Here is a 22,732-nt window from a genome sequence, read left to right as displayed (position 1 = left end):
CGGGTGGGATGCCGCCCCTTGTGGGCAACTCTCACAGGGGACGTCGGAGCCGGAGCCGTGTTCTCGACACCTCGGAGAAGATTCTTCCCTCGTCTGCGGGTACACGCCCGCGGGCACACGTCTGCGGACACACGTCTGCGGGTACGGTTCTACGGGTGCGCCTCTGCGGGTACGCCTCTGCGCGTACGGCGGACCCCGGAATCCATTCGTGGGGAAGCACCAGCAACAAGAGGGCAAGGTCACAGCCGTCCGCTCTGCTGCTCATCCGCAGGCCTGTCCTAGCATCCGAGCATGACGGTTCTGCCCGAGGACGGGCTTTCGCTCGCCGCCGATTTCCCGGACGCCACCCACGAGCAGTGGCAGCGCCTTGTCGAAGGCGTGCTGCGCAAGTCGGGCAAGGACGTGTCCGGGGACGCGGCCGAGGAGACGCTGGCGACGACGCTGGACGACGGGCTCGTGGCCCGGCCCCTGTACACCGCGCGGGACTCCGTGCCCGAAACCGGATACCCGGGCTTCGCGCCGTATGTGCGCGGTGGCAGGCCGGTCGGCGGCTGGGACGTACGCCAGCGGCATGCGCTGCCGGAGCCCGCACGCGCCAACGAGGCCGTGCTCACCGACCTGGAGAACGGCGTCACCTCGCTGTGGCTGACCGTGGGCGGCACCGGCGTGCCGGTGTCCGGTCTGGCCCGGGCCCTGGACGGGGTCTACCTCGACCTGGCGCCGGTGGTGCTCGACGCGGGGGACGAAACCGCAGCCGCCGCGGCTGAGTTGCTGCGGCTCTACGAGGAGCGGGGCGTCTCCCGTGACGCGGTGCGCGGAAACCTCGGCGCGGACCCGCTCGGGCACGCCGCCCGCACCGGCGGCTCCGTACGCCAGTTGGACGAGGCCGTGGAGCTGGTGCGGCGCTGCCACGAGCAGTACCCGGGGCTGCGGGCGCTGACCGTGGACGCGCTGCCGTACCACGAGGCCGGGGCCTCCGCCGCCCAGGAGCTGGGTGCTTCGCTCGCGACCGGTGTGGCGTATCTGCGTCACCTCACCGGAGCGGGGCTTACGGTCGACGCGGCCTGCCGGCAGCTGGAGTTCCGGTACGCGGCCACCGCCGACCAGTTCCTGACCGTCGCCAAGCTGCGCGCGGCCCGCCGGCTGTGGGCCCGGGTCGCCGAGGTGTCCGGGGCCACCGGAGCCGACGCCGGCGACGCGGCGGCGCAGCGCCAGCACGCGGTGACCTCGCCGGTGATGATGACCCGCCGCGACCCGTACGTGAACATGCTGCGTACGACGATCGCCACCCTGGGCGCGGGCGTGGGCGGGGCCGACGCCGTGACCGTACTGCCCTTCGACCACGAGCTCGGCCTGCCGGACGCGTTCGCCCGCCGGATCGCCCGGAACACCTCCTCGATCCTGCTGGAGGAGTCGCATCTGGGCCGGGTCGCCGACCCGGCCGGCGGCTCCTGGTACGTGGAGCGTCTCACCGACGAACTCGCCCACGCCGCCTGGGCGTTCTTCCAGGAGCTGGAGCGGGCGGGCGGCCAGGAGGCGGCCCTGCGCTCGGGGCTGGTCGGCGACCGGCTCGCGGCCACCTGGGCGGAGCGCAAGAAGCGTCTCGCCAAGCGCCGCGAACCCATCACCGGCGTCAGCGAGTTCCCGCATCTGGCGGAGAAGCCCGTCGAGCGCGAGCCCGCGCCCGAGGCGCCCGCGCATCCGCAGGGCCTGCCCCGGGTGCGCCGCGACGAGGCGTACGAGGAGCTGCGTGCCCGCTCCGACGCACATCTGGCCGCGACCGGCGCCCGGCCGCGTGTCTTCCTCGCCGCGCTCGGCCCGGCCTCGGCGCACACCGCCCGGGTCTCCTTCGCCTCGAACCTCTTCCAGGCCGGCGGCGTCGAGCCGGTCCATGACCCGGTGACAGTCGATGCCGCCACGGTGGCCGATGCCTTCGCGCGCAGCGGGGCGAGCGTCGCCTGCCTCTGCTCCAGCGACGCGCTGTACGAGGAGCAGGCCGCGGAGGTCGCCAAGGCGCTCAAGTCGGCAGGCGCCGAGCGGGTGTTCCTCGCGGGCAGGCCCGGCGAGCACACCGACGTCGACGACTACGTCTTCGCGGGCTGCGACGCCGTGAGCGTCCTGTCCTCCGTCCTGGACCGCATGGGAGTGGCGGCGTGATGCAGATTCCTGACTTCTCGGAGGTCCCCCTGGGCCCCGGCGCCCCTGCCGAGGCCACGGAGGAGCAGTGGCGAGCGGCCGTGAAGGAGTCGACCGGCAGCAGCGCCGACGACCTGCTCTGGGAGACCCCGGAGGGCATCGCCGTCAAACCGCTCTACACCGGCCGCGACGTGGAGGGCCTGGACTTCCTCGGCACGTACCCGGGTGTGGCGCCGTATCTGCGCGGGCCCTATCCGACGATGTACGTCAACCAGCCGTGGACGATCCGCCAGTACGCCGGCTTCTCCACCGCCGAGGAGTCCAACGCCTTCTACCGGCGCAACCTCGCCGCCGGACAGAAGGGCCTGTCGGTCGCCTTCGACCTGCCCACGCACCGCGGCTACGACAGCGACCACCCGCGCGTCACCGGCGACGTGGGCATGGCGGGCGTCGCCATCGACTCCATCTACGACATGCGGCAGCTCTTCGACGGCATCCCGCTGGACAAGATGACCGTGTCGATGACCATGAACGGCGCCGTGCTGCCGGTGCTCGCGCTCTACATCGTGGCGGCGGAGGAGCAGGGCGTACCGCCCGAGAAGCTGGCCGGGACCATCCAGAACGACATCCTCAAGGAGTTCATGGTCCGCAACACCTACATCTATCCGCCCCGCCCCTCGATGCGGATCATCTCCGACATCTTCGCGTACACCTCGCAGAAGATGCCGCGCTACAACTCCATCTCCATCTCCGGCTACCACATCCAGGAGGCGGGCGCGACGGCCGACCTGGAGCTGGCGTACACCCTCGCCGACGGTGTGGAGTACCTGCGGGCCGGGCGGGACGCGGGGCTCGACGTCGACGCGTTCGCTCCCCGGCTCTCCTTCTTCTGGGCGATCGGCATGAACTTCTTCATGGAGATCGCCAAGATGCGGGCGGCCCGGCTGCTGTGGGCCAAGCTGGTCAAGCAGTTCGACCCGAAGAACGCCAAGTCGCTGTCGCTGCGCACCCATTCGCAGACCTCCGGCTGGTCGCTCACCGCCCAGGACGTCTTCAACAACGTCACGCGTACGTGCGTGGAGGCGATGGCGGCGACCCAGGGCCACACCCAGTCCCTGCACACCAACGCCCTCGACGAGGCGCTGGCGCTGCCGACGGACTTCTCCGCGCGCATCGCCCGCAACACCCAGCTGCTGCTCCAGCAGGAGTCGGGCACCTGCCGGGCGATCGACCCGTGGGGCGGCAGTGCGTACGTCGAGAAGCTGACGTACGACCTGGCGCGGCGGGCCTGGCAGCACATCCAGGAGGTCGAGGCGGCCGGCGGCATGGCGCAGGCCATCGACGCGGGCATCCCGAAGCTGCGGGTGGAGGAGGCGGCCGCCCGTACCCAGGCCCGTATCGACTCCGGCCGCCAGCCGGTCATCGGCGTCAACAAGTACCGCGTCGAGAACGACGAGCAGATCGATGTCCTCAAGGTCGACAACTCGTCCGTGCGCGCCCAGCAGATCGCCAAGCTGCGGCGGCTGCGCGAGGAGCGCGACGAGGCGGCCTGCCAGCACGCGCTGCGGGCGCTGACCGAGGCCGCCGGGCGGGGCCCGGGTCCCGGCCTGGAGGGCAATCTGCTGGCGCTCGCCGTGGACGCGGCCCGTGCCAAGGCGACGGTCGGCGAGATCTCGGACGCCCTGGAGAAGGTGTACGGGCGGCATGCGGGCCAGATCCGTACGATCTCCGGCGTGTACCGCAACGAGGCAGGGGAGTCGCCTTCCGTGGACCGCACCAGAAGCCTGGTCGACCGGTTCGAGGAGGCGGAGGGACGCCGTCCGCGCATCCTCGTCGCCAAGATGGGCCAGGACGGGCACGACCGCGGCCAGAAGGTGATCGCCACCGCCTTCGCCGACCTCGGCTTCGACGTGGACGTCGGCCCGCTGTTCCAGACCCCGGCCGAGGTGGCCCGGCAGGCGGTCGAGGCGGACGTGCACATCGTGGGCGTCTCGTCGCTGGCGGCGGGCCATCTGACCCTCGTCCCGGCGCTGCGCGAGCAGCTCGCGGAGGAGGGCCGCGACGACATCATGATCGTCGTCGGTGGGGTGATCCCCCCGCAGGACGTGCCCACGCTGCTGGAGATGGGTGCCGCGGCGGTCTTCCCGCCCGGCACGGTGATCCCCGACGCGGCCTACGACCTGGTGCAGCGGCTCGGCGCGGCCCTGGGCCACGACGAGCTGTAGCCGCGGATGGCCATCGACCTCGACAGCTATGTCAAGGGTGTGCTCGACGGGAAGCGGGCGTTCGTCGCCCGCGCGATCACACTCGTCGAGTCCACCCGCGCCGACCACCGCGCCCTGGCCCAGCGGCTGCTGACCGAGCTGCTGCCGCACACCGGCAGGGCGCGGCGGATCGGCATCAGCGGGGTGCCGGGGGTGGGCAAGTCGACCTTCATCGACGCCTTCGGCACGCTGCTCACCGGTCTCGGGCACCGGGTCGCGGTGCTGGCCGTCGACCCCTCGTCGACCCGGACCGGCGGCTCCATCCTGGGCGACAAGACGCGTATGGAGCGTCTCGCGGTGGACCCGGCGGCCTTCGTCCGGCCCTCGCCGAGCGCGGGCACGCTCGGCGGGGTGGCGAAGGCGACCCGCGAGTCCATGGTCGTGATGGAGGCGGCGGGCTACGACGTGGTGCTGGTGGAGACCGTCGGTGTCGGCCAGTCCGAGACGACGGTGGCCAACATGGTCGACTCCTTCCTGCTGCTCACCCTCGCCCGTACCGGCGACCAGCTCCAGGGCATCAAGAAGGGCGTCCTGGAACTGGCCGACGTCATCGCCGTCAACAAGGCCGACGGCCCGCACGAGCGGGACGCCCGCGCCGCCGCCCGCGAACTCGCGGGCGCGCTGCGCCTGATGCACCCGGCCGATGCCGCCTGGACCCCGCCGGTGCTGAGCTGCAGCGCCCGCGAGTCCACCGGCCTCGACACCGTCTGGGAGCGACTGGAGGCGCACCGTATGCTCCTGGACGCCGGCGGCCGGCTCGCCGCGAAGCGCCGTGACCAGCAGGTCGACTGGGCCTGGGCCATGGTCCACGACGAACTCCTCGGCCGGCTGCGCTCCCATCCGGCCGTACGCGCCCTCGCTCCCGGCCTCGAACAGCAGGTCCGCGAAGGCGAGTTGACGGCCACGCTGGCCGCCGAGCGGATCCTGGGGGCGTTCGGCGACCGGACGTGACTGTCCGGCCGGTCGCGGACGCTGCGGACCCTGCGGACGCTCCGTAGCGGGAGGGCCCTGGGGCGGGGGGAGTGGTCCCGGGAACGCCCGCGGGCCGGCAGGCCACGAGAACATCGTGGCCTGCCGGCCCGGTGAGGTTTCCCCCGCTGAAGGCTGCCGGACGGGACTATCGGGCCGTTCCGAAGTCCTGCGTCCAGTAGTGGTTGGGCTGCGCCAGGCCGACGCCGATCTCCTTGAACGCACAGTTCAGGATGTTCGCCTTGTGGCCGGGGCTGGACATCCAGCCCGCCATGACGCTCTCGGGGGTCTCGTAGCCGTAGGCGACGTTCTCGCCGTAGGTGCTCCAGTTGTAACCGGCACGCGTGATCCGGGTACCAGGATTCGACCCGTCGGAACCGGTGTGCGACATGTTCTTGTGGGCGGCCATGTCCGCGCTGTGGGCCTGAGCGGCCTTGGTCAGCTTGGCGTTCACGGTCACGGGCGAGCACCCGGCCTTGCTGCGCTCGCTGTTGACGAGTGCCACGACGCGGGCCACAGCCCCGGTCGCCGGCGCGGCGGTCTGCGGAGCGCTGGGAGCTGTGGTGGGGGCCTTCGGCGCCGGTGCGGCCGACGAGGGGGCCTGCGGTGCGGGCGCAGTCGGCTCCGCACCCCACTGGGGCTTCCCGCTCTGCTTCCACCAGTTGTCGGAAGCCGCATTCCGCCAGTCGCCATGCTTCCAATGCCCGTGGGACCGGCTTCCCCTGTCGTCCGGCTGGTCCCCACAGGCCATGGCGGCGGAGGGCACACCCACGGCGGCCATCGCTACGACGGCGATCGTTATCTTCCGGTAGTGCGTCTTCCTGCGGTGCTTCCTCATGCGTGACCTCACTCGGTAATCGCGGAGCGCCTCCGGGTCGGGCCGGCCCGGACACAGAACCTGTGCCTGAGCTGCGGAGACGCCTTCCGGGCCGTCATTCTTAGGACCGCCGCGCACGCAGGGCAACGAGCCTCGGTACTACCACCGGTCGTAGCGTCGGACGGCTCTTGAAATGGGCGTAAAGCCGTGCTGGTCCCGCTTCGGGCATTACGGAAGCTTCTGTTGCTCCGTCAGAAGTCCTTGTTCGCACCAGGAACGGGCGAAATCGCCGAGTGGACAGAAGGCCACCAAAGCCTGCGCGGTGAATGTCTATGCCAAGACGGACAAATGTCATTATGTCGCCATGGTGTCGTCTACTATTCCGCGGGCCTAGTGCCGGAATGTGGCGTGACGGATGTCACGGAACCATGGGCTCGATGCCGTGAATGGCGCCTCAGTCGTCGCGTGATCGGTGACGTGGTCGTGGCGTCCGTGGCGTCCGTGGCGTCCGTGGCGTCCGTGGCGTCCGTGGCGTCTGTGCCGTGCCGTGGCTTCCGTGGCGTCTGTGCCGGTGGCGTGGCGTCCGTGGCTTCCGGGGGTCCGTTGCCGCTGCGGTGCGCCTGGGCGCAAGCTGGTGACATGGCTGCTCAGGACGGCCCTACGCTCATCACTTCCGTGCAGCGAGCCTTCCGTCTGATGGAGGCCGTGGGGGCGCACGAAGGCGGCGCCCCCGCGAAACAGCTGGCGCGCGAGGCCCAGCTGCCCCTGGCCACCACGTATCACCTGCTGCGCACGCTCGTCCACGACGGGTACCTGCGGAAGCTGGACGACGGCGGGTTCGTCCTCGGGGACAGGCTGCACACGCTGCACGCCGCAGGCCGTGGGCAGGAGCTGCTCAGCCGTATCCGTCCCGCGCTCGCCGCTCTGCGGGACGAAGTGTCCGCCGCCGCCTATCTGACCTTCTACGAGGAGGGGGAGATCCGGGTCGCCGAGATCGTCGACAGCCCCCGGGCGCCACGGGCCGACCTGTGGGTGGGATTCGAGGACGCGGGGCACGCCACGGCGCTCGGCAAATGCGTGCTGCGCGAGCTGGACGGCGATTCCCGGAACGACTACCTCTCCCGGCACGCCCTCGCCGACCTCACGCCGCGCACCTTCACCCGCCGTTCCGCGCTGCTCCAGCACCTTGACTCGCTGCCCACCGCGCCCGCCGTCACGGACCTGCAGGAGTACGCCCTCGGAACCGTCTGCGTCGCGGTGCCCGTGTACAGCGGGCACAAGCTCGGGTCGCTCGGCGTCTCCCTCCCGGCGGACCGGATCTCCCGCATCGAGGAGATCGCGGAGCGGCTCGGCTCGACAGCGAGTCGCGTGACCAGGAGCCTTTCGCTCACTATCTGAAAATCCTGTCCTTGCGGCTCTCGCGCATTCCCCTGTTATCTGGATGAAACGGATATTTGCGTTCCGGTGCAGGCCGCCGTGAGCGGGAGAGAGTTGCGAAAGAGGACATGAGTCACGCCCGACACCACCAGCTTGACGATCAGCGCGAGCATCGGCCGTCGTGGCAGCTCAGCAAGTGGCTCAGCGACGCACTCGGCGTGCGGCTCACGCGCCTCACGTCTGCGACGTGGCCCACTTCCGCGAGGCGGCCGGCGCTGCCCGTGCGGCCGTCCGCCGCGCACCTCGCGGTCTGCGTGCCCGGTGTGCCCGTCCTGCTCGTCTGCGCCGTCGCGCTGGCCGCGTTCGTCAGTGGAGCCGGTACGAGCTGGCTGCCGCTGCTCGCCGTCGGGCCCGCGCTGGCCGCCGCCACCAGCAGGCCGTGGGGAGTCCTCGGTGTCGGCTTCCTGGCCGTCGGGCTGGGCGCCGCGCTCGCCGCGCAGGGTGGCGAGCCGGGCCGCGAGGAGCTGATCGTGCTGTGCGCGCTGGCCGCCGTGACCCTGACGAGTGGCCTGGCCAGCACCTTGCGCGTGCGCCGCGAACGGGTACTGGCCGCCGTCCGCTCGGTCGCCGAAGCAGCCCAGCACGCTCTGCTCAAGCCCGTGCCCGCGACGGTCGGCCCGTTCCAGGTGGCCGTTCGCTACAGCGCCGCCGCGGCGGAGGCCCGGATCGGCGGGGACCTCTACGCGCTGGTGCCCACTCCGTACGGGGTCAGGCTGATCGTCGGCGACGTGCGCGGCAAGGGGCTGCCCGCGGTGAGCACCGCCGCTCTGGTGCTCGGTGTCTTCCGCGAGGCCGCCTGGGACGAGCCCGACCTCCTCGACGTCGTCGACAGGATCGAGCGGAGTCTGGCGCGCAATCTGGACGCCGACGACTTCGTCACCGCCGTGGTCGCGGGGTACCCCGAGACCGGGCGCATGGAGGTGGTGAACTGCGGACACGCTCCGCCGCTCGTGGTCCGCGATTCCGGCGTCACGGCCGTCGAACCGGTCCGTCCGGCTCCGCCGCTCGGACTGCGCGACCTGACCGGTGAGACCCCGAGTCTCCAGGTGCTGCCCTTCGCCGACGGTGACCAGTTGCTTCTCTACACCGACGGTGTCATCGAGGCCCGCAACCACGACCGTGAGTTCTACCCGCTCGTCGACCGGGCGGCGCGGCACGTGTCGGACGAGCCGTCCCGCACCCTCGCCGCGCTCCACGAAGACCTGCTGACTCATGTCGGTGGCCGGCTCCACGACGACGCGGCGCTGCTCCTGCTGAGGAAGTCGGCCGCTGTCGGCTCGACGGCCCCTGCTGCCGGCCCGACGCCCGCGCTCACGCAGCCGTCCGCACCGTCCGCGCCGTCCGCACCGTCCGCGCCGTCCGCACCCTCGGCACCGTCCGCAGCAGGGCGCTGATGTACAGAATGCTTGACGTCATGTCGGCTTAGCTTTACATTCCCCGTGTCAAGTTTGTTTTACAGGGGGAGTGGGAGTGACGTTCGAAGAGAAACGCGCCTGGATCATGGGAGTGGTCGCGGTCGGCGCGTACACGGCCTACCTCGCCATCGTTCTCGGGCGAGCGGAGAACACGCCTCTCGTCGAGGTGTCGTACGTGCCGACGCTGCTGTGGACCGTCGGCGCCGGGATCGGGGTGTCGATCGCGCTCGAAATCGTGATCGCGATCGCCTCCCCCAAGGACGCCAACCGGAAGGACCAGCGCGACAGGGAGATCACCCGGTTCGGCGAGTACACCGGCCAGTCGTTCGTCGTCATCGGCGGAATCGCGGCACTCGGCATGTCGATGGCCGAGCTGAACCACTTCTGGATCGCCAACGCGATCTACCTGGCGTTCGTCCTCTCCGCGGTCCTCGGGTCCGTCGCGAAGATCGCCGCCTACAGGTGGGGCTTCCAGCCGTGGTGAAGCCGACCAGAGTCACGAACGCGATCCGCTCCCTCCGGTTCGCGCACGGCGAGATGACGCAAGCGGAACTGGCGGATCGCATCGGCGTGACCCGCCAGACCGTCATCGCCATCGAGAAGGGCCGCTACTCGCCCTCGCTCGAGATGGCCTTTCAGATCGCTCACGTGTTCAAAGTCCCCCTCGATGAGGTGTTCCAGTACCCGGACACTTCGGACACCTCGGACGGCCCGCACGACCAGCACAGCCCGAACAGCCCGAACCGTACGGACAGTGAAGGTGAGGCACCATGAAGGCGATCGTGCAGGACACCTACGGCCCCTCCGACGTACTGGAACTCAGGGACATCGACGAGCCGGCGGTCGGGGACGGCGACGTACTCGTACGAGTGCAGGCGGCCGCCGTCGACGCGGGAGTCTGGCACCTCATGACGGGTCTGCCGTATCTCCTGCGCATCATGGGCTACGGCCTGCGCATACCCAAGGTCCGCGTGCGGGGCAGGGAAGTCGCAGGTCGCGTCGAGGCTGTCGGCGACCGGGTGACCCGGTTCCGGCCTGGCGACGAGGTGTTCGGGTTCTGCGAAGGCTCCTTCGCCGAGTACGCGAGTGCTCCGGAGGACAGGTTCGTGTCGAAGCCCGCGAACCTCACCCCCGAGCAGGCGGCGGCCGTCCCCATCTCCGCGGTCTCCGCACTCCAGGCCCTTCGCGACGCGGGTCGGGTGCAGCCGGGGCAGAAGGTGCTGATCATCGGCGCGGCGGGCGGAGTCGGGACGTTCGCGGTGCAACTGGCCAAGGCGTTCGGGGCGGACGTCACGGGCGTGTGCAGCACGACGAAGACGGACCTGGTCCGATCGATCGGCGCGGACGACGTCGTCGACTACACACGCGAGGACTTCGCCGACGGGTCGCGCCACTACGACCTCATTGTCGACACGGCCGGCAACCGTTCGCTGTCACACCTCCGGCGTGCCCTCACCCCGCGAGGAACCCTGGTCATCGTCGGGGGCGAAGGCGGAGGGCGGTGGCTCGGAGGCACGGATCGCGTGCTCCGGGCGCTGCTGCTGTCGCCCTTCGTACGGCAGAAGCTGCGCGGGCTGTTCTCGGTGGAGCGCCAGGAGGATCTCCAGTCCCTGAAGGACCTCGTCGAGGCGGGCAAGGTGACGCCGGTCGTCGACACGACCTACTCGCTGAGCGAGGTCCCCGAGGCCATCCGGTATCTGCACGGCGGTCACGCACGGGGGAAGGTCGTCATCACCCTGTGAGTCACGGTCAGGATCGCCGTGCGAGGCGCGGTGAGGCGCCCATCGCCGCCACCGGGCTGCGTAGGCGTACGGCGACAAGGTCGTCCTCGACGGCATCGATCTGAACGTCCCGAGGGGACGATCTTCTCGCTCCTCTCGGGGCGCGCTCAAGCCGGTCCATGACCGGCGATTACGGGGGTCCGGCGGGGGCCGTGGGCGTCCTGACCTGCGGCGGAGCGTTCGCGGTGGCCTCGTCCGGACGGGGCTGGACGGTTGTGGACGCACCAGAACTGCAACCACCGCTCGATTACTTACGGCCCTCCGGCCCGTACCACTGGAGAGGCTGGCCGGTTACTGCGGCGATGCATTCGAAGTCGTGGTCACAGTGCAGGAGGGTGAGCCCCTGCAGCTCGGCGGTCGCGGCGACAACGAGATCCACCGCACCCGCGCTGCGATGCCCAACACGCTTTCCAACTGTCCGCGTGACTGTACGTGGGCGTTCGTGAGGGTTCACGGGGCAGGTCAGACGGGGTGCGCGTACGGCAGTGAACGGTGGCGGCCTTCAGCGCACTGGACAAAGACCAGGACAACGAGCGGCTCAAAGCCCCTAGGGTCCGGAGAGTCCAATCCCCCCGAATGGTGCAGGGATTCGTGGATGATGGCCCCGGGCTCAAGGTCAGGGGATGCGGACGCTGTCACGGGCCTTCTGATGCGTCTGGCTCACTGCCTGCTCGTCTGTCGAGTAAGCCTCGGTTATGACCTTAACGACATGGGTGTCACCTTCGATTATGCGAATGAAACCAACCCAGCCGGCATCGGCGGGGTCTGTCATACGAGCGTCGATGGCGGGGCGGCCATCAACCGTGGTCTTCTGAATGTCGGTGGCCTTGAGGTCATCGCTGGGGTCCGCGTTGTCAACGTTGAGGGAGAACTGAAGATGCCGGTCGAGATCCTCCGACGAGCCAGGCCCGTCATTAACGGTGACGCTGGTGGACTGGTCAGCGGTCGTCACCGAATACGAGCGACCGGCGTAGCTAGTGGCGTCTCCGGTGAACTTCTCAACGGTGGCCTGTCCGGGAAGCTTGAAGGTGATGCCAGTGGGGGAATCGGTGGTCTTCACCCATTGCGTGGCATCGGCCTGGGCGTGATCGCCCTGCTCGGCCACCATCATTGTCCCGATGCCGGCGGACGGCGGCGCGGGGGCGGCGAAGGCACTGGTGGGAAGTAGTACACCTCCTGCAGCCAGGGAAGTCGAGCCGGCAAGCATCAGAAAGCGCTGCGTCAGCGAGCGGTGAGTCATGAGAATCACTCCTTGCGAGAAATAGGGAACAGTGTGTGTCGGACGGCCCTGTTAATTCACGAACCTTTTGCGGTGGGCGCATGTCCCGTCATGTCGCACCGCCAGGCTCATTTCCGGACGATGCGGGCGTCCACCTGCTCTGCGTGAACCCAGGTACCAGTCAAGCCCCAGTGTCGGATCGCGTCATGCCCCGACATCGCGCGGCAGGAGAACTCGGGACTTGCCAGAAGGTGGTATTCCTGATAATGGGGCAAGCGGAAAAGGTCAACATCATTAGAGACCGGCCAGCGCGCAAGTCCGGTCCTTGGCAATGCCCGCCGCTACGGACGCACGTAGGCCGCGGTCGCATCGTCATGAGGCTTGCTGCGAGGCCATCGAACCAAGGAAGCGTCAGCCAGCTGCGCTCCACGAACCCGGTCGATCAGCGCCTCAGGCCCTTGCCCTTCGAGGATGTCGAGGCACGTCGACCAGTCGGCCAGGGCTGAGTGTGCAGTCGCCCAGGACCAGCCATTCCACGGAATCGCCATGCACGCGTAGCGTCGCGACCGTTGCTGACGGGGACAACGGGTCATCAACGGCGCACGTGTTGCGGTGCGACTCCGCCGTCTGCACGATCGCTGCTGCGAGGGCCTCTTGGAGAGGCTTGCTGCTTCCGCTCGCCTCAGTGAACAGCGCCGTGTGCCCAACGTCCTGGCGAACCATGACACCCCGTGGATGCACGGAGGTCGCAGATCGTCGGGCATGCCCGCACCGTTCAGGACTACGACGACGCCGCCATCCCAGACCACGAAGTCCTCGCTCTTCCGGCCCGGGCACGCGCGGCTAGACGCCGAGCGGCGGGAGCAAAACCGGCACCGCTCACCAGGCCCACGGGACGGCCCGCACGGCGCTCGGTGAAGCGGTGCGGCGCGGTCATGCGGCGAAGAACGCGGCGGCGTTGGCGAAGCCGCCGCGAATGGAGGAAGAAGAGACGGAGGTCGAGCCCTACTCCGTGGAAGAGGTTCAGCGCCTCCTGCTCAAAGTCAACAAGCGCCGCAATAGCGCCCGTTGGATGCTGGCGCTGGCGCTCGGACTACGGCAAGGCGAGACGCTGGGACTGCGATGGTCTGATGTCGACCTGGACAACGAGTACCTGAAGCTGCGCCGGAACCGGTTGCGGCCGAAGTACGAGCACGGGTGCAGCGAGTCAGCACCCTGCGGCCGGAAGGCCGGTTACTGCCAGGATCGGGTGCAGGTGCGGCGCGAGCCGGGACGGTGCTCATGTTGCTGGGAGTCCCGGACCGAGTCATCGACCAGATCATGGGATGGGAGCCGGGCGGCGCCGCGCGGATGCGAGCGCGGTACCTCCACGTGCCGGACCAGCTACTCAAGGAAGTGGCCCAGAAGATCCGAACAGCGATCTGGGGAGACCCGGACACAGCCCTTGTGGACAAAGACACAGGACAACGAGAGCTGAGGAACGTCGAAGGGCCCCACCGCGAACGGTGGGGCCCTTCGACAACGTGCCCGGTGAGGCACTGGCGGAGGATACGAGATTCGAACTCGTGAGGGGTTGCCCCCAACACGCTTTCCAAGCGTGCGCCCTAGGCCTCTAGGCGAATCCTCCGCCGGAAACATTACATGACGGCGGGGAGTGCTCGCGAACTCGTTCCCCACCCCCACCATCAGGTACTCTGTGCGGAGCCCCTCACGTGGCGCTATCTGACTGAACTCCCCCAGGGCCGGAAGGCAGCAAGGGTAGGTCGGCTCTGGCGGGTGCGTGGGGGGCGCTTTGCGTTCCGGGCTTCGTCGGCTGCCGTGGGGGAGGCTCGGGGGCCGCGGAGCCGCGGGGCCGCAGGGCTTCAGGGGGCGGTGCTCTCGGCGGGCGGGGCCGGTTGTCGGTGGGCCCCGATAACCTCGTATGCGTGTCGTCCCTTGCGCTGTACCGCCGCTACCGTCCCGAGTCCTTCGCCGAGGTCATCGGGCAGGAGCATGTCACCGACCCGCTGCAGCAGGCGCTGCGGAACAACCGGGTCAATCACGCGTACCTGTTCAGCGGGCCGCGTGGATGTGGGAAGACGACCAGCGCGCGCATCCTCGCCCGGTGTCTGAACTGTGAGCAGGGGCCCACGCCGACCCCCTGCGGGGAGTGCCAGTCCTGCCGCGACCTCGCGCGCAACGGGCCGGGTTCGATCGACGTCATCGAGATCGACGCCGCGTCGCACGGTGGTGTGGACGATGCCCGTGAGCTGCGGGAGAAGGCGTTCTTCGGGCCCGCGTCGAGCCGGTACAAGATCTACATCATCGACGAGGCGCACATGGTCACCTCGGCGGGCTTCAATGCCCTGCTGAAGGTGGTCGAGGAGCCGCCGGAGCATCTCAAGTTCATCTTCGCGACGACCGAGCCCGAGAAGGTCATCGGGACGATCCGTTCGCGTACGCACCACTACCCCTTCCGGCTGGTGCCGCCCGGGACGCTCAGGGAGTACCTGGCGGAGGTGTGCGGCCGGGAGGGCATTCCCGTCGAGGACGGGGTGCTGCCGCTGGTCGTGCGCGCCGGGGCCGGGTCGGTGCGTGACTCGATGTCCGTGATGGACCAGCTCCTCGCGGGCGCGGCCGACGACGGTGTGACATACGCCATGGCGACGTCCCTCCTCGGTTATACGGACGGCTCGCTGCTGGACTCGGTCGTGGAGGCGTTCGCGGCGGGCGACGGAGCCGCGGCGTTCGAGGTCGTGGACCGGGTGATCGAGGGTGGCAACGATCCGCGGCGCTTCGTCGCCGATCTGCTGGAGCGGCTGCGGGATCTGGTGATTCTCGCGGCGGTGCCGGACGCGGCGGAGAAGGGGCTCATCGACGCCCCCGTCGACGTGGTCGAGCGGATGCAGGCGCAGGCCCAGGTGTTCGGGGGCGCCGAGCTGAGCCGCGCGGCCGATCTGGTCAATGCCGGACTGACCGAGATGCGGGGCGCGACCTCGCCTCGGCTGCAGCTGGAACTGATCTGCGCCCGGGTGCTGCTGCCGACGGCCTTTGACGACGAGCGTTCTCTGCAGGCCCGCCTCGATCGTCTGGAGCGGGGCGCGGGAGCCGCGTTCATGGCGCAGGGGACCGGGCCCGCGATGGGGTACGTGCCGGGGCCGGAGGCGCATCCGCCGATGGTGCCGGGCGGCGGCCCGGCGGCCGCGCGTGCGGCGGTACGGGGCGGGGGAGCCGCCCCGGAGCCGGTGCAGCCGCAGACCCAGCCGCAGCCGCAGCCGCAGACCCAGACCCAGACACAGCCCGTCCGTACGGCGCCCGCGCAGCCCGATGTTCCGGCTGCGCCCACCCCGAGCGCCGCCCCGGAGGCGCAGGCCCCGGCCGCGACCCCGGCACCCGCCCAGGAGCAGCCCGTCGCCCAGCGGCCCGGTGCCTGGCCCGGTGCCGCGAGCCCCGGTTCCGGTGCGCCCGCCGCCCAGCGGCCCGGCGCCTGGCCCTCCGCTGCCGCGCCGGGCCAGGGCCGCCCGGCGCCGGCGGCTGCCCAGGAGTCCGCTGCCCCTGCCGGTGCCCCTGCCGCGCCGGTCGCGCAGCAGCCCGTGGCGCCAGCGGTCCCGGCGGCCCCGCAGGCCGTCGCCCCGGCCGCGTCCCAGGGCGCCGCCCAGGTGCGGAACATGTGGCCGGACATCCTGGAGGCGGTCAAGAACCGCCGTCGCTTCACCTGGATCCTGCTCAGTCAGAACGCCCAGGTGGCGGGCTTCGACGGCACGACGCTCCAGGTCGGTTTCATCAATGCCGGAGCCCGCGACAACTTCGCGAGCAGCGGCAGCGAGGACGTGCTCAAGCAGGCGCTCGCCGAGCAGTTCAACGTCCAGTGGAAGATCGAGGCGATCATCGATCCGTCGGGCGGCGCGGGGCAGCCCCCGGCCGCCTCCGGCGGTGGCAGCGGATTCGGCGGTGGCGGTGGATTCGGCGCCGGCGGTGGCGGCGGATTCGGCGGCAGGCCCGGACAGGCCGCCCAGGCGCCCTCCGCGGCGCCCGCCGGGCAGGGGACGCCCCGCCCGGCTCAGCAGGCTTCGGCCGCCCCGGCTACCGCGCAGGCCCCGCAGCCGGGACCGGCCGCCCCCGAGCCTCCGCGTACGGCGGCCCCGCAGTCCCCGGCGTCCCAGGCCGCTCCGCAGCCCGTCGCACCCGAGGACGACATCCCGGAGGAGGACGATCCGGACCTCGTGGACTCCGCGCTCTCCGGCCACGACCTGATCGTTCGGGAGCTCGGCGCCACCGTTGTGGAGGAATACACAAACGAGTAGGTACGGGCGCTTCGGCGGCCCGCACAAGGTCACGGTCGCCGCGCGGGCTACCCTGGCTGCCGTGAAGGTCCTCGTCATCGGCGGCGGCGCCCGCGAACATGCCCTGTGCCGCGCTCTCTCCCTCGATCCCGACGTCACCGCTCTGTACTGCGCGCCCGGCAACGCCGGTATCGCGGAGGTCGCCGAGCTGCACCCGGTCGACGCGCTCGACGGCGCCGCCGTGGCCGCGCTCGCCGGCGAGCTCGAAGCGGGCCTGGTGGTCGTCGGCCCCGAGGCCCCGCTCGTCGCCGGTGTCGCCGACGCCGTACGGGCCGCGGGCATCCCCTGCTTCGGCCCGTCCCGGGAGGCGGCCCAGCTGGAGGGCTCCAAGGCCTTCGCCAAGGACGTGATGGCCGCGGCGAACGTCCCGACCGCCCGCTCCTACGTCTGCACGACGCCGGAGGAGATCGACGAGGCGCTGGACGCGTTCGGTGCTCCGTACGTCGTGAAGGACGACGGTCTTGCCGCAGGCAAGGGCGTCGTCGTGACCAGCGACCTGGAGCAGGCCCGCCGGCACGCGATCTCCTGCGACCGCGTCGTCATCGAGGAGTACCTGGACGGCCCCGAGGTCTCCCTCTTCGCGATCACCGACGGCGAGACGGTGCTTCCGCTGCAGCCCGCCCAGGACTTCAAGCGGGCGCTGGACGGAGACGAGGGGCCCAACACCGGTGGCATGGGTGCGTACTCGCCGCTTCCGTGGGCCGACCCCAAGCTCGTCGACGAGGTCATGGCGACCGTGCTCCAGCCCACCGTGGACGAGCTGCACCGCCGCGGTACGCCGTTCTCCGGCCTCCTGTACGCCGGTCTCGCGATCACCAGCCGTGGCGTGCGGGTCATCGAGTTCAACGCCCGTTTCGGTGACCCCGAGACCCAGGTGGTCCTGGCCCGCCTCAAGACCCCGCTCGCGAGCGTCCTCCTCAACGCGGCCCGTGGCACCCTCGACGACGAGCCCCCGCTGAACTGGCGCGACGAAGCGGCCGTCACCGTCGTCGTCGCCTCGCACAACTACCCGGACACGCCGCGCACCGGTGACCCGATCGGAGGACTGGACGCGGTCGCGGAGCAGGACGCTCCGTACGCGTACGTCCTGCACGCCGGGACCAGGAAGGACGGCGACGCGATCGTCAGCGCCGGTGGCCGTGTCCTCTCGGTGACCGCGACCGGCGACGACCTCGCACAGGCCCGCGAGCGTGCGTACGCCGCGGTGAGCCGCATTCGCCTGGACGGCTCCCACCACCGCACGGACATCGCCGCGAAGGCCGCGCAGCACTGACCCGCCCACCCGCGCGGCACCCGGCTCCCGGGTGCCGCGCGGGGGTCCGCATCCCCTCCGGCCTGAGGCACGAGCTCCCCCGGCCCGGGGCACAGGGCCCGAACGGCCGCCCGGGGGCACCGGCTCCGAACGCTCGCCCGGGGGCATCTGCCCCGAACGGCCGCCCGATCCCCCGTCTGCCCCGCTACCCCCGTTCGCCCCGATATCCCCCATCTGCCCTGCGGCGTCGCCCGTCGCCCGTCGTCCGGCCGACGTCTGCTCGGCCCCGGTCGACCGTTCGCCCGCCATGCGCCCGGCGGGCGCGCGCCCCCGCCCCGTACGACCCGTGGCCCGGGGGGCCTGCAAGGCCCCCCGCGCGCATGTCAGCACCTTTGACCAAAGGCATTCCATCGAGTGACCGCTGCCCCATCCGGATGACGGCCGCTCACGCCCCAACTAGGGTGCGGCGCAAGCATTCCGGCACTTGGCCCACCGGCATTGCGATGTCGGCGGCGGGTGCCATGGTGGGGGAGTGAGCAACGTCGCCGCAGGGCAGAGGGGGTGAGTCCGGCCGTGTCCGGAACCGTTGTCGGTGAGGAGGCGGGCGCGCTGGCTGCGCGCTCCCGGGCCCTCGCCGTGCTGCGTGTTCGCAGCAGGGCGCTGGCTGTCGCGCTGCTGCCCGCCGCCGCAGCCGTCGTGCTGCTCGTCGGCGGAGCCACGGGCCGGATCGGCGGCGGGAGTTGGGACACCGCCCGCTGGGTGGTGACGTCCACTGCGGTGGTCGTGCTGCTGGCCGCCGCGGCCGTCGCCGCCGTGATCGCCCGGGCCAGGCCGGCCGTCAGCCCGACGGTGCAGCTGGCCGAGAAGTCCGCCCCGGATCTGTACCAGCTGGTGGAGGACCTGGCCGACCGCCTGGATGTGCCGGCGCCCTCCGCGATAGCCCTCACGCCGGACTGCGACAGCTGGCTCGAGGACCGTACGCATCCGGCACACGCCACGCGCCGTGCGGTCCGTGACGACGCGCCGGTCCTGGTCATCGGCTCCCCGTTCCTGTGGTGGATGCGGGTCGCCGAGCTGCGGGCCGTGCTCGCCCCGGTCGTCGCCGGTACGGGGCCGTCCGCGCATCCCGACATAGCTGCGGCCCGCCGGTTCGTCCGCGGCCTCGACGCCGCGGTGGGGCTCGCCGCCCATCCTGGTCCCGGCCTGATACGCCGGTTCGCCCTCGGCCTCGTCGGCCGGGTGGCCCGGATGCTGCTGCGCGGCTGTCGCGGCCATGCCGCCGAGATGGAACGGGGGGTCGCCGCCGCCGCGTCCGAGCGTGCACAGGCTGTGGATTACGGTCTGCGGATCGTCGCCCAGGAGCAGGTCGGCCTCGCCTACGCGGGCTGGGACCGGTTGCTGACCCGTGTCGCGCTGCCCGCCTGGCGGATGGGGCGATGGCCGAGCCGTCTCGACGCGGGAGTCGTCTCGGCGCTGACCGAGCTGTCCCGCCGCGACCGGCTGGCGGAGGGCTTCACGTCCCGGCTCGGTGAGCGCCCCGCCTGCGATCTGCTGGAGGAGCCGGGCGCGGTCGACGAAGCCGCGTCGCTGCTGGCCGCGCGCCTCTTCCACGGCGGCCCGGCCGAAGCCGGACCCGACTGGTCCCCGGTGGACTGGCAGCACTACCCGGAAGAGGTCGTGGACCGGAAATGGCGTACGGAGGCAGCCCGGCTGCACCGGGTCCTCGACGCCATGGGGGTGCGTCCCGCCGCCGGTGCGGCGGCAGGCCCGACCCTCGCCCGGGTGATGGAGCACCTCTCCGGTACCGGCTCAGGCACAGGCACGCGCACCGGAACGGGCACACGTTCAGGCTCAGGCACAGGCTCAGGCACAGGCACCGGCACCCGGGGCGACGCGTCCGATGACGTGCCCACCGGCGCGTCCGCCGATTCCGTGGGCGAAGCCCCTGGCGATGCCCTCGCCGCGGGGATCAGCGCGGACGTTGCCCGCGAAGAGGCCGCCCGCGAGTGGTCGGCCGCGCCGCCCGTCGCCGACCCCGCGGGAGGCGCCGTGGCCATCTGGGGCACGGACCCGCTGCCGCTCGTGCCGCTCCAGCCGCCCCGTACGGCCCGTGAGCTGCTCGCCGATCATGTCACCGCGATGGTCTGCTGCGCGGCCGTCGACACCGCAGGCGCCTGCCCGGGCATGGACTGGCTCGACGGCCCGGCCCTGCTGATCGGCGGCGAGCGCCGTACGGACCTGGGCGCCCGCGTGCTGAGCCTGGTCGAGGACGGCGACCCGGAGCCGCTGCGCGCATGGCTCGCGACGGCCGGGATCCGCCCCGAGAAGCCCGTACGTCTGGTCTGACCACCGGTCCCTGCGGCGCGCCCAGCCGGTCCCTGTGCGGGCGAGCCTCCCCGCCGCTCCACACGTCACACGGCGCATGGACGCACACGACACGCGGAATGGAACGCTCCCTTTCACGTCAATTCGCGACGAACGGTGACGGAGTGCGTGCGTTATGTGATGTGCTTGGACCGGCGCTGACAGTCGTCGCGACGACTGGTCTCAAGAGCACTTGTCTCACAGCACTGGGCTCACCAGAACTGGTCTCGGGAAGCGAGGGAGGGGCGCAGCATGGGGGCGGAAGAGATCCGGCGGGCGGAACAGATCCGACGGTGGGAATCGGGTGCCCTCGCCCACGCCGTCACCGACCCCTTCGGCCAGGGCCCCCTGCCCTGGCTGCGCGGCAGCGAGCAGTACTTCGACGACACCGGCCACGTGGTCCCCTGGTACGCGGATCCGGACCCGGCACCCGACGGCGAAAAGGGCACACGCGGCAGCGGCACACGCGGCGAACGAGCCCGCGGCCCCCGTACCGCCGACGACGTGAACCGCCAGATCAAGGGCTTCGCGTCCACCGGCGCCGTCGCCCCGGGCGAGGCCATCGACTTCCATGTGACGGTGGACCCGCCCCAGCAGTTCTCCGTCGACGTCTACCGCATCGGGCACTACGGCGGCGACGGCGCCGCCAAGATCACCACCAGCCCGCGGCTCTCCGGCATCGTCCAGCCCGCCCCGCTCACCGCCGACCGCACGGTCTCCTGCCACCACTGGTGGCTGTCCTGGCGGCTGCAGATCCCGTCCTACTGGTCGGTCGGGGCGTACGTCGCCGTGCTCACCACGGCCGACGGCTACCGCTCGCACATCCCCTTCACCGTCCGCGACAGCCATCCGGCCGATCTGCTCCTGCTCCTCCCCGACATCACCTGGCAGGCGTACAACCTCTACCCGGAAGACGGGCGGACCGGCGCCAGCCTCTACCACGCCTGGGACGACCACGGCCGGCTCCTCGGCGAGGGGGACGCCGCGACCACGGTCTCCTTCGACCGTCCGTACGCGGGCGCGGGCCTCCCCCTCCATGTGGGGCACGCGTACGACTTCATCCGCTGGGCCGAGCGCTACGGCTACGACCTCGCGTACGCCGACGCCCGCGATCTGCACGCCGGCCTGGTCGACCCCACCCGCTACCGGGGCCTGGTCTTCCCCGGCCACGACGAGTACTGGTCGGTGCCGATGCGGCGGACCGTCGAGCTCGCCCGCGAGCACGGCACGTCCCTGGTCTTCCTCTCCGCCAACACCATGTACTGGCAGGTCGAGCTCGGCCCCTCCGCGTCCGGTATCGCCGACCGGCTGCTCACCTGCCGCAAGCGGCGCGGCCCCGGCCGCTCCGCCCTCTGGCGGGACGTCGACCGCGCCGAGCAGCAACTGCTCGGCATCCAGTACGCGGGCCGGGTCCCCGAGCCCCACCCCATGGTGGTGCGCAACGCCGAGCACTGGCTCTGGGATGCGACGGGCGCGGATGACGGCGACGAGATCCCGGGCCTGGTCGCGGGCGAGGCCGACCGCTACTTCCCGCGGACCCCGCTCCCCGAGCACCAGGGCCGCATCCTGCTCGCCCACTCGCCCTACCAGGACGGTGAGGGCACGACCCGCCACCAGGAGACGTCCCTCTACCGGGCCCCCTCCGGCGCCCTGGTCTTCGCCTCCGGCACCTTCGCCTGGTCCCCGGCCCTCGACCGCCCCGGCCATGTGGACGCCCGCGTCCAGCGCGCGACCGCCAATCTCCTCGACCGGATCTGCAAGCGCGACTGACGACCCCGTCCGCGCCGGTCCGCGTCCCGTACGGGAGAATCGAAGCGCTCCTGGATCAACCTACGCGGAGGAACCGTGTCCGGATTCGTAGAAAAGCCCGAGCCGCTTCAGGTTCCGGGTCTGACCCACCTCCACACGGGCAAGGTGCGCGACCTGTACGAGAACGAGGCCGGTGACCTCGTCATGGTCGCGAGCGACCGCATGTCCGCGTACGACTGGGTGCTGCCCACCGAGATTCCCGACAAGGGGCGGGTGCTCACCCGGTTGTCCCTCTGGTGGTTCGACCTCCTCGCGGACCTCGTCCCCAACCATGTGATCTCCACCGAGCTCCCGGCCGGCGCCCCGGCCGACTGGGCCGGCCGCACCCTGGTCTGCAAGGCCCTGGACATGGTGCAGGTCGAGTGCGTCGCCCGCGGCTATCTCACCGGCTCGGGTCTCGTCGAGTACAACGACACCCGTACGGTCTGCGGCCTCGCGCTCCCCGAGGGGCTCGTCGACGGATCCGAGCTCCCCGCCCCGATCTTCACCCCCGCGACGAAGGCCGCCGTCGGCGACCACGACGAGAACGTGTCGTACGAGGTGGTCGCGCACCAGGTCGGCGCCGAGACCGCGGCCCTGCTGCGCCGGACGACCCTCGCGGTCTACGGCCGGGCGCGGGACATCGCCCGCGAGCGCGGGATCATCCTCGCGGACACCAAGTTCGAGTTCGGCTTCGAAGGCGACCGGCTGATCATCGCGGACGAGGTGCTGACCCCGGACTCCTCGCGCTTCTGGCCCGCCGACCAGTGGCAGCCGGGCCGCGCCCAGCCCTCGTACGACAAGCAGTACGTACGCGACTGGCTGACCTCGCCGGCCTCCGGCTGGGACCGGAAGAGCGAGCAGCCGCCGCCGGCCCTGCCGCAGGAGGTCGTGGACGCGACCCGCGCCAAGTACGTGGAGGCGTACGAGCTGCTGACCGGCACGAGCTGGTCGTAGACACGAAGAAG

General features: G+C 71.1%; 15 protein-coding genes, 1 tRNA gene, 1 other RNA gene and 2 pseudogenes. 15 read left to right on the top strand and 4 right to left on the bottom strand.

Annotated elements, in window-relative coordinates; genetic code table 11:
• Window positions 1-291: 291 nt before the first annotated feature.
• Genes mutA through meaB form a run of 3 tightly spaced genes read left to right on the top strand, consistent with a single transcriptional unit; the run spans window position 292 to window position 5,351 of the window.
• Window positions 292-2,157 carry a methylmalonyl-CoA mutase small subunit gene (mutA, locus tag AC0699_RS26135; protein ID WP_478664598.1) on the top strand — a complete coding sequence of 622 codons (1,866 nt, stop codon included), beginning with the start codon at window positions 292-294 and terminating at the stop codon, window positions 2,155-2,157.
• Window positions 2,157-4,361, top strand: coding sequence for a methylmalonyl-CoA mutase (gene scpA, locus AC0699_RS26130; RefSeq protein WP_478664692.1), 2,205 nt, complete (start codon window positions 2,157-2,159; stop codon window positions 4,359-4,361). The genes mutA and scpA overlap by 1 nt, the downstream gene beginning before the upstream one ends.
• Before the next feature lie 6 nt (window positions 4,362-4,367).
• Entirely contained in the window at window positions 4,368-5,351 is a 984-nt protein-coding gene (meaB, locus tag AC0699_RS26125; protein WP_478664596.1) for a methylmalonyl Co-A mutase-associated GTPase MeaB, read from the top strand.
• A gap of 166 nt (window positions 5,352-5,517) precedes the next feature.
• Here meaB and AC0699_RS26120 read toward each other — a convergent pair whose 3' ends face one another.
• Complete coding sequence (locus tag AC0699_RS26120; RefSeq protein WP_478664594.1) at window positions 5,518-6,207, bottom strand: CAP domain-containing protein; 690 nt, start codon at window positions 6,205-6,207, stop codon at window positions 5,518-5,520.
• 618 nt (window positions 6,208-6,825) lie between these two features.
• Here AC0699_RS26120 and AC0699_RS26115 point away from each other — a divergent pair.
• The 5 genes from AC0699_RS26115 (at window position 6,826) to AC0699_RS26095 (ending at window position 10,780) form a co-directional block, all read left to right on the top strand.
• Window positions 6,826-7,584, top strand: a complete 759-nt coding sequence (locus AC0699_RS26115) for an IclR family transcriptional regulator (RefSeq protein ID WP_478664593.1) — start codon at window positions 6,826-6,828, stop codon at window positions 7,582-7,584.
• 107 nt (window positions 7,585-7,691) lie between these two features.
• Window positions 7,692-9,017: a PP2C family protein-serine/threonine phosphatase gene (locus tag AC0699_RS26110; RefSeq protein WP_478664590.1), complete on the top strand. Its 1,326-nt coding sequence runs from the start codon at window positions 7,692-7,694 to the stop codon at window positions 9,015-9,017.
• 76 nt (window positions 9,018-9,093) lie between these two features.
• Window positions 9,094-9,522, top strand: coding sequence for a hypothetical protein (locus AC0699_RS26105; protein WP_478664589.1), 429 nt, complete (start codon window positions 9,094-9,096; stop codon window positions 9,520-9,522).
• Entirely contained in the window at window positions 9,516-9,812 is a 297-nt protein-coding gene (locus AC0699_RS26100; protein ID WP_478664587.1) for a helix-turn-helix transcriptional regulator, read from the top strand. The genes AC0699_RS26105 and AC0699_RS26100 overlap by 7 nt, the downstream gene beginning before the upstream one ends.
• A complete protein-coding gene (locus AC0699_RS26095; RefSeq protein WP_478664585.1) occupies window positions 9,809-10,780 on the top strand; it encodes an NAD(P)-dependent alcohol dehydrogenase in 972 nt (323 codons plus the stop codon). Before AC0699_RS26100 ends, AC0699_RS26095 begins: the two co-directional genes overlap by 4 nt.
• Before the next feature lie 286 nt (window positions 10,781-11,066).
• Here AC0699_RS26095 and AC0699_RS26090 read toward each other — a convergent pair.
• Both AC0699_RS26090 and AC0699_RS26085 read right to left on the bottom strand, forming a co-directional pair.
• Window positions 11,067-11,225: pseudogene (locus AC0699_RS26090) on the bottom strand (PIN domain nuclease); the annotation flags it as partial.
• 210 nt (window positions 11,226-11,435) lie between these two features.
• Complete coding sequence (locus AC0699_RS26085; RefSeq protein WP_478664583.1) at window positions 11,436-12,059, bottom strand: hypothetical protein; 624 nt, start codon at window positions 12,057-12,059, stop codon at window positions 11,436-11,438.
• Between the two features lie 832 nt (window positions 12,060-12,891).
• Between AC0699_RS26085 and AC0699_RS26080 the strand changes: the two are divergent.
• A pseudogene (locus AC0699_RS26080) lies at window positions 12,892-13,515 on the top strand (hypothetical protein); the annotation flags it as partial.
• Window positions 13,516-13,577: 62 nt separating this feature from the next.
• Here the strand turns inward: AC0699_RS26080 and AC0699_RS26075 are convergent.
• Window positions 13,578-13,665 (bottom strand) — tRNA-Ser (locus tag AC0699_RS26075).
• Window positions 13,666-13,738: 73 nt separating this feature from the next.
• Here AC0699_RS26075 and ffs point away from each other — a divergent pair.
• The 6 genes from ffs (at window position 13,739) to AC0699_RS26045 (ending at window position 22,721) form a co-directional block, all read left to right on the top strand.
• Window positions 13,739-13,833, top strand: an RNA gene (ffs, locus tag AC0699_RS26070) — signal recognition particle sRNA small type.
• Window positions 13,834-13,963: 130 nt separating this feature from the next.
• Window positions 13,964-16,321 carry a DNA polymerase III subunit gamma and tau gene (locus tag AC0699_RS26065; RefSeq protein ID WP_478664582.1) on the top strand — a complete coding sequence of 786 codons (2,358 nt, stop codon included), beginning with the start codon at window positions 13,964-13,966 and terminating at the stop codon, window positions 16,319-16,321.
• 61 nt (window positions 16,322-16,382) lie between these two features.
• Window positions 16,383-17,633 (top strand): phosphoribosylamine--glycine ligase, encoded by a 1,251-nt coding sequence (purD, locus tag AC0699_RS26060; protein ID WP_478664580.1) that lies wholly within the window; start codon window positions 16,383-16,385, stop codon window positions 17,631-17,633.
• Between the two features lie 552 nt (window positions 17,634-18,185).
• Window positions 18,186-19,958 carry a M48 family metalloprotease gene (locus tag AC0699_RS26055; RefSeq protein ID WP_478664579.1) on the top strand — a complete coding sequence of 591 codons (1,773 nt, stop codon included), beginning with the start codon at window positions 18,186-18,188 and terminating at the stop codon, window positions 19,956-19,958.
• Window positions 19,959-20,228: 270 nt separating this feature from the next.
• Entirely contained in the window at window positions 20,229-21,746 is a 1,518-nt protein-coding gene (locus tag AC0699_RS26050; RefSeq protein ID WP_478664575.1) for a N,N-dimethylformamidase beta subunit family domain-containing protein, read from the top strand.
• A 75-nt stretch (window positions 21,747-21,821) separates the two neighbouring features.
• Entirely contained in the window at window positions 21,822-22,721 is a 900-nt protein-coding gene (locus AC0699_RS26045) for a phosphoribosylaminoimidazolesuccinocarboxamide synthase (RefSeq protein ID WP_478664573.1), read from the top strand.
• Window positions 22,722-22,732: the final 11 nt, after the last annotated feature.

It is taken from the genome of Streptomyces sp. NPDC043870 (assembly GCF_056435785.1).
Note: the sequence above shows the minus strand (reverse complement) of the source record. Positions and strands in the feature narration are given on the sequence as shown.